This window comes from Allocoleopsis sp. (assembly GCF_036703385.1).
GTDB lineage: Bacteria > Cyanobacteriota > Cyanobacteriia > Cyanobacteriales > Coleofasciculaceae > Allocoleopsis.
In genome coordinates this window covers 1-6,032 of the sequence record NZ_DATNPA010000052.1, presented here as the reverse complement: position 1 = coordinate 6,032, position 6,032 = coordinate 1, and the positions used below count along the sequence as shown (strand labels likewise).

4 protein-coding genes are annotated in these 6,032 nt (G+C 46.1%); all 4 read left to right on the top strand.

The window, feature by feature from the left end:
* Positions 1-304: 304 nt before the first annotated feature.
* A complete protein-coding gene (locus tag V6C93_RS02920; protein WP_333475148.1) occupies positions 305-706 on the top strand; it encodes a hypothetical protein in 402 nt (133 codons plus the stop codon).
* 2 nt (positions 707-708) lie between these two features.
* On the top strand, positions 709-3,072 hold the full coding sequence (locus V6C93_RS02915) for a response regulator (protein WP_333475147.1): 2,364 nt from the start codon (positions 709-711) through the stop codon (positions 3,070-3,072).
* Positions 3,073-3,529: 457 nt separating this feature from the next.
* Positions 3,530-5,584 (top strand): protein kinase domain-containing protein, encoded by a 2,055-nt coding sequence (locus V6C93_RS02910; RefSeq protein ID WP_333475146.1) that lies wholly within the window; start codon positions 3,530-3,532, stop codon positions 5,582-5,584.
* Positions 5,584-6,032 (top strand): tRNA (adenosine(37)-N6)-threonylcarbamoyltransferase complex dimerization subunit type 1 TsaB (gene tsaB, locus V6C93_RS02905; RefSeq protein WP_333475145.1); only part of this gene is annotated, 449 nt, incomplete at its 3' end. The genes V6C93_RS02910 and tsaB, both read left to right, overlap by 1 nt.

The window sequence follows — 6,032 nt, the reverse complement described above, 5'->3', positions numbered from 1 at the left end:
TAAGGGAGGGTAATTAAATTTTATAAATTAACACTTTATAAAATCACTTTTATTATTTATTATTATTCAGCGTTTAATAAAGTTTAACGACCTCAACCCAAATTTAGTAGGGTTGAGGGTCTTGGTAAGGGGCTAAAAATTAGCGTTTTATCTAAAATAATGCTCATAAAAGAAAAAATATAAGAGATAAACATGAGTTTTCACATTAAGTTCACATTCAGGAGATAGATCTCATCTTAATCGTCGATAACACTCCCAGCAATTTAGCCTTATTGCTCCATTGTGTCTAATAGGAGAAGAACCGATGACGGATGAGGAGAAGACCGCTAAACTCGAAGACTGCCTTGCAGGTGCTGGGAAGATGGGGGCGCTCAGGGGAAACTCCTTCGGAGTCGCTTCGCTAACGCTCGATTGGTCAAAAACCCTACTCGACCCAGTTAGTAGTGGCCTCCAGAGCTGGCTTACCGCCGTGAGTATCGTCCTAGCATCCCGATTCCCGATGCTGATTTATTGGGAGCCCGAACTAGCCCAGTTTTATAACGATAGTTTTCGCCCCATACTCGGTGACCTCAAGCATCTTGGAGCATTGAGACAGCCCGCGTATCCTCGGTGGACAGAAATTTGGGAGCTGCTCACTCCTGAATGGCCTTGGCAGGATGGGCAGGGAAAGAAGTTAGAGAATTTATGGAACAATATTAAGAGGTAAGAATGAGTGTGGATACTACTGAAAAGGGAGTCATCTTAATCGTCGATGATACCCCTACCAATTTAGAGGTACTACTCGATTTTTTAGAGAATTCCGGTTTCAAAGTTAGGGTGGCTGAAGATGGGGAAAGTGCAATCGAAGGAGCTGAATACGCTCCGCCCGATCTAATCCTATTAGATGTACTGATGCCAGGAATAGACGGGTTTGAAACGTGCCGCCGCCTGAAAGCAAATCCAGCAACTCAAGATATTCCTGTAATTTTCATGACTGCCCTTACCGATACAGTGGATAAGGTTCGAGGGTTGAATCTTGGTGCAGTGGATTACATTACTAAGCCGCTTCAGCATGAGGAGGTTTTAGCCCGTATTAACCTCCATTTGAGCCTTCGCAACCTGACTAAGACTCTTAAAGAGCAAAATATGCGCCTGGAGCAAGAAATCCAAGAGCGCAAGCGCTCAGAACAGGAACGAGAGTTAGCGTTTAAAGCACTCCAGGAAAGTGAAGCTCGATTTAGACGCTTGGTTGAATCGAATATGATTGGGATTATTTTGGCAGACCTGAGTGGCAACATTACAGACGCAAACGATGCCTTTCTACAGCTGGTGGGATATGAACGTGAAAATCTGCACTCAGGCAATTTACGTTGGGACGAAATGACGCCACCAGAATATTGGCATTTGGAAGAAAAAGCGATCGCAGAAATCATCAGTTCTGGAGTTTGTACTCCCTTCCCCAAAGAATACATTCGCAAGGATGGAACGCGCGTGCCTGTCATGGTTGGGGCTGCCCTGATCGAAGAGTCTCAACAAACCGTTGTCGGTTTTGTCCTCGACATCACTGAGCGCCAGCAAGCTGAACAGAAAATTCACGAACAAGCGGCTTTGCTTGATATTACGACAGATGCGATGCTCGTGCGAGACTGGACAGGCCAAATCCGATTTTGGAACAAAGGCGCTGAATGTATGTACGGATGGAAGAGCCAAGACGCGATCGGCAAGAGCGCCAATGAACTTTTGTATCATCAGGAAACCTTATCTCAACATCAAGAGATTCAGACTAGTCTGGCGGAGTGTGGCGCATGGCAGGGTGAGTTGCATCAAGTCACCAGACAAGGCAAGGACATCATTGTTGCCAGTCGCTGGACAGTGGTGCGCGATGAGGAAGGACAGCCCAAATCTATTCTGACTGTCAACACCGATATTACAGAGAAAAAACAGCTGCAAGCGCAGTTTCTGAGAGCTCAGCGCACGGAGAGTATCTGCACCCTAGCCAGCGGAATCGCCCACGACCTCAATAATGCCCTAGCCCCAATTCTGATATGTGTTCAACTCCTAGAACAAAAACTCCTGGATGAGCAGAGTCAGAGACTCCTGAAAATGCTAGAGAAAAATACTAGGCGGAGTTCTGATTTGGTTAAACAGGTGCTATCGTTCGCACGAGGGCTGGAAGGTCAGCATACAACCCTCGACGTGAGCCAATTAATTACGGACATTGAGCAGATTGTTAAACAAACCTTTTCCAGAGCGATTGAAATTCGCACTGATATATCGACACCTAACCTCTGGAAGATCTCCGGTGATGCTAGCCAATTGCACCAAGTCTTACTGAACCTCTGTGTTAATGGTCGCGATGCCATGCCAGAGGGTGGCATCCTGGAGATTTCTGCGAAAAATCTGTGGATTGATGCCCAATATGCCCGTATGAATCTTGACGCTAAGGTAGGCCCCTATGTTGTCGTTACTGTATCCGATACAGGAATAGGGATTCCTAGGGAAATAGTCGATAGAATTTTTGAGCCATTTTTCACCACGAAAGAGCTGGGTAAGGGTACAGGGCTTGGTCTTTCAACCGTAATTGGCATCATTAAAAGCCACGGGGGTTTTGTGAATGTATGTAGCCAAGTAGGGAAAGGGACGCAATTTCAGGTGTACTTACCCACAGGACAAACTCTAGAGGCAGATTCTATATCCAGTGATTGTTATGAGTTGCCAAGTGGGCATGGAGAATTGATTCTTGTGGTCGATGATGAAGACTCAATTCGTGAGACTACCAAAATCTCGCTGGAAACTTTTGGCTATAACGTTTTACTTGCTGGTGATGGAATTGAGGCGCTCGCCGTCTATACACAACATAAGGAAGAAATTAGCGTTGTGTTAGTTGATATGATGATGCCGTCTATGGATGGGCCAACAACTATCCGTATGTTGCAAAAGATGAATCCCCATATCAAAATTATCGGCGTGAGCGGACTTGTATCTAATCATAAAATGCTTGAACTTGTTGGTAATCATGTTCAAACCTTTTTGCCAAAGCCCTACACCTCCAATGAATTGTTGAAGAACCTACAGAGTGTTCTCAACACTTAAACCTAAAAGAGATAATCTTAGCTTTTTCTCGAAAGCCCATCCCACTCTTTGTTTCGCCCTGGGATGGTCATTAAACTGATGCAAAGTAGGCTGAAAGTGCTGCAACGCAAAGCCGCAAGGAAACAAAAACGTTCTAAGAACTGGGAAAAATCGCAGGTTGCGGCAGCTATGATTCATTATCACATTGCCAATGGGTACAAATAATTTAATTTCTAGAATGCCCACTAATTTTGTGACAAACATCAGATTATTTTCGCAGAAGACCTTAACACCGTTGACCCTAAGCGAGGGATGCTCCGGAAAAAATGCGTTGATCCATCTTGAAGTTATAAATCTCCTCAATGGGCAAGTGTCCAAAATCCTTGCATCCTGGCATCCAAAATGGCATGACAGGGCTAACAGAGGGCAATTGTGACTAAGACAGACTATATTCAAGTAGCAGCTGATTTTTCTTTGTATGAGCTACTGCCTAAATCCTAATTGCCAGAAGCCTCATAATCCCAGTGATGCTAAATTTTGCCTAAGGTGTGGGACAAAGTTACTATTAGGCGATCGCTACCGTTCCCTCGAACTTCTCGGTCAAGGTCAATTTGGCAGAACGTTCTTGGCTGTGGATGAATGCAAACCATCCAAACCGCACTGCATCATCAAGCAGTTTTTCCCGCAAGCTCAAGGGACTGAAAACGCCGACGAAGCAGAGCAGCTGTTTCAGCAAAAAGCTGTGCGCCTCGAAGAATTAGGCACCCATCCCCAGATTCCTGAATTACTCGCCCATTTCACCCAGAATCAGCACCACTATTTGGTGCAAGAGTTTATCGATGGGCAACATCTAGACCAAGATCTGGAGTCTCATGGAGCCTTGAATGAATTCCAGATTCGGCAGCTGTTAAGGGAAGTACTGCCCGTCTTGCAGTTTGTCCATGAAAGAAACGTAATTCATCGAGATATTAAGCCAAAGAATATCATTCGGCGCACCGCCTCAACCTCCTACTCCCCGGCTGACACTCTCCCCTCCGCTCAAGGAGGCGACGAGAGCATAAAGGGGAGTCAGCTCGTTCTCGTCGATTTTGGTGCAGCTAAATTCGCCACGGATAAAATTTTGCCACCAACCGGAACAGTACTTGGTACCTCTGGCTATGTTGCCCCAGAACAAGCTCTGGGCAAAGGAACCTTTGCCAGTGACCTCTACAGTTTAGGTGTAACCTGCATCCATCTGCTCACTCAGAAAGATCCGTTTGAGTTGTATTCGGTTAGTGAAGGCGGTTGGGTGTGGCAAGAGTACCTGAACAATCCCGTAACTCAGAGCTTAGGGCGAATCCTGGATAAGATGATGGAAACGGCCACAAAGCGACGTTATCAGAATGCAGCGGACGTTCTCCATGACTTGAGTCTTTTAGAAACAGCATCCGCTGCCGCCACAATAGCTATAACACCGACAAAACCAAGCCCTCAACCCGAACCCGAACTTCCAGTTCAATCGGAACCAGAACTTCCAGTTCAACCTGAATTAGAGCTTCCCGCTCAACCCGAACTAGAGGTTCCCGCTCAACATGAGCCAAAGGCTCCAGCGATTGTCCAGGAAACACCAACCATTCAAGCTCAAAATTGGAGGTGCGTACAGACTTTCACTGGACACTCAGATGGAGGTTTAGATTGGTATGCGGGGGTTACTTCTATTGCCTTCAGCCCTACTGGGGAATGGATTGTGAGCGGCAGTGAAGACCATACCCTTAAGGTATGGGACATCAGTACTGCTCAAGAAATTCGTACCCTGGCTGGACATTCGGCATTTGTTCGGTCAGTTGCTATCAGTCCTAATGGACAATTTCTGGCTAGCGCTGCTGACGACACTATTAAACTATGGGAGCTGAAAACCGGGGAAGAAATTCGCACCTTGTCTGGGCATTCATCCGTCATTCAGCGTATTGCGTTTAGTCCTGATGGACAAATTCTCGCTAGTGCCGGGAATGATAAAACCATTAAGTTATGGAATCCAAATACTGGGGAAGTCATTCGTACTCTATCTGCACCAAACATCATTGAGGCTCTCAGCTTCAGCCCGGATGGTCAAACCATCGCTACTGGTGATTGGGACTCTCATGTCAAGCTGTGGGACTTGAATACTGGGGAAGAAATCCGCACGTTCTCCGGGCATTCTAAAACGATTCGTGGTCTTAGCTTCAGTCGCGAGCAGCAAATCCTTGCATCCGGTAGTTGTGATAAAACTATCAAAATTTGGAATATTGAAACAGGGGAACTGCTACACACACTCACAGGCCATTCGGGTTGGTTTGCAGCGGTGAATGCAGTTGCATTGAGTCCCGATGGACAAATCCTAGCGAGTGGGAGTGATGACAAAACAATTAAATTGTGGAATCCGGAAACCGGAAAAACAATTCTTACTCTTTCGGGCCATTCTAAGGGTGTAAGTTCGGTGATTTTCAGTGCGGATGGGCAAATGATCGCCAGTGGCAGCTTTGACAAGACTGTTAAGATTTGGCGGTGTGATTGATGCCAAATAACTTCGAGACAAAAAAGTATGGTCTTGCCCTCCACAGCAGTAGCGCTCAATTGGGTTTGGCATTGAGCAATTTTGTGGATGAAAGCCGTAGCCAAACCTGGAATTTAGGACGGGATTTATCTACTCATTTACATCACTATTTTGCTGAATTTGTCAAGCCACAAGCTTGGGCAGATTTAGCGTTTATAGCGGTGGCGAAGGGGCCTGGGAGTTTTACGAGTACCCGTATTGGTGTTGTGACGGCTCGCACGCTGGCGCAGCAATTGGATATTCCTTTGTTTGCGATTTCGACATTGGCAGCGATCGCATGGTCGGAAATAGAAAAAAGTCAGAGTGAGGAGGCTTCGTCCAGCAATGCGATCGCACTGCAAATGCCTGCCCAACGCGGTCAATTATTCACAGCCATTTATCAGCTATCTTCATCGGATTTAGGACTTAC